The sequence below is a fragment of the Sphingomonas sp. Ag1 genome, from assembly GCF_000980895.1.
Taxonomy (GTDB): Bacteria; Pseudomonadota; Alphaproteobacteria; order Sphingomonadales; family Sphingomonadaceae; genus Sphingomonas; species Sphingomonas panaciterrae.
Genome location: NZ_LAZX01000006.1, coordinates 1 through 1,155, shown reverse-complemented (window position 1 = coordinate 1,155; position 1,155 = coordinate 1). Strand labels below are relative to the sequence as shown.

Sequence of the window (1,155 nt, the reverse complement as noted above, 5' to 3'; positions counted from 1 at the left end):
GCCTAACCCCGACTTCACATTATCAATGAACGTCGCGCGGCATTTCGCTTATAGGCGCGTCGGTCATAGACGCAACCTGATCGCTGCCACTGTAAACGCGATCAAGGTAATGGCCAGCAAGTGTGTAGTGCGCTCGAACAGCAGCAGGATCACGGGCCCGTTGCGCCATTCTCAGCTCTGCTTCTGCGCGCTCCCTGAAGTAGTCCTTATCGTCCAAAGACATATGACCCTCCTGACGAACGTAATCGTTAACCAGAAATGCTCAAACTACTCGACTCGGATGATGCGGGACCACATTAGGTAATCGCTGGAGGAAAAATCAATACCTGGTAGTTTAAGCCGCTGAATGTCGGTCGGATATCGGCCGGCAAGGAGGGTCGCATGGCGGGCCAATTTGAGGCGATAGAGCATTTGCGGCGCGCGCTGGAAGCGGCCGAAAGGACCGATGACCTTCTGCTGATCGCTGAGATATCGCATTCCATCGACCTCGCTAGTCAGGCCATATTTGTGCGGCAGTCTTCGTGTGTCCGAGCATCTACACCCGTCGTCAGCCAGGCTGCCAATCGGTTCTCTAAATCAGACCGCTAAATATCCGACAGGATATGAGGTGGAGTGTTGGCTAAGGTATTTTTGGCGGAAGTCACCGCCTATGATCCGGTGGAGCAGAAGCTAGTTGAAGTTCGCATGTGCTCGCGCGGGCATGGTAAGCACATTGCCTTCGCTGAGTTTCCCGACGCTGAGTACGTGCCCTGTATCACAGCACCACCACAGCAAACCATTTCATTCAATCAGGATGGCATTCCCGGCCAAATCCAGATCGAATATGGCAATCTCGGCATCTCGTTCAATCGCCAGCTTCGCAACACACATTGGCGTCGATACGATTTCGACGGCTATCCCTGTCGCCTGCTCTATGGCGATGTTGGCGCTCCCTACTCCACTTACGAGCTAGTACCCGGTTCCAAGCTAGGTTCGCTGGACAATCCGACAGTGGACACGGGTAGCTTCGCGATTCGTGGTCCTGAAGTCGATCTCACCCGTGACATTCTCACGGAGAGCTACGGCGGCACTGGTGGTGCAGACGGTCGCGAGGATCGCAAGAACACCCTGAAGCCGTTCGCGATCGGCAGGTTCGAGAATTGGGAAGCGGTTCTC

2 protein-coding genes are annotated in these 1,155 nt (G+C 54.8%); one reads left to right on the top strand and one right to left on the bottom strand.

Going from position 1 to position 1,155, the window contains the following annotated elements; genetic code table 11:
* Positions 1-267: 267 nt before the first annotated feature.
* On the bottom strand, positions 268-477 hold the full coding sequence (locus XM50_RS00065) for a hypothetical protein (protein ID WP_046406277.1): 210 nt from the start codon (positions 475-477) through the stop codon (positions 268-270).
* A 138-nt stretch (positions 478-615) separates the two neighbouring features.
* Here XM50_RS00065 and XM50_RS00060 point away from each other — a divergent pair.
* On the top strand, positions 616-1,155 hold a 540-nt coding region (locus XM50_RS00060; protein ID WP_156167006.1), incomplete at its 3' end, for a hypothetical protein.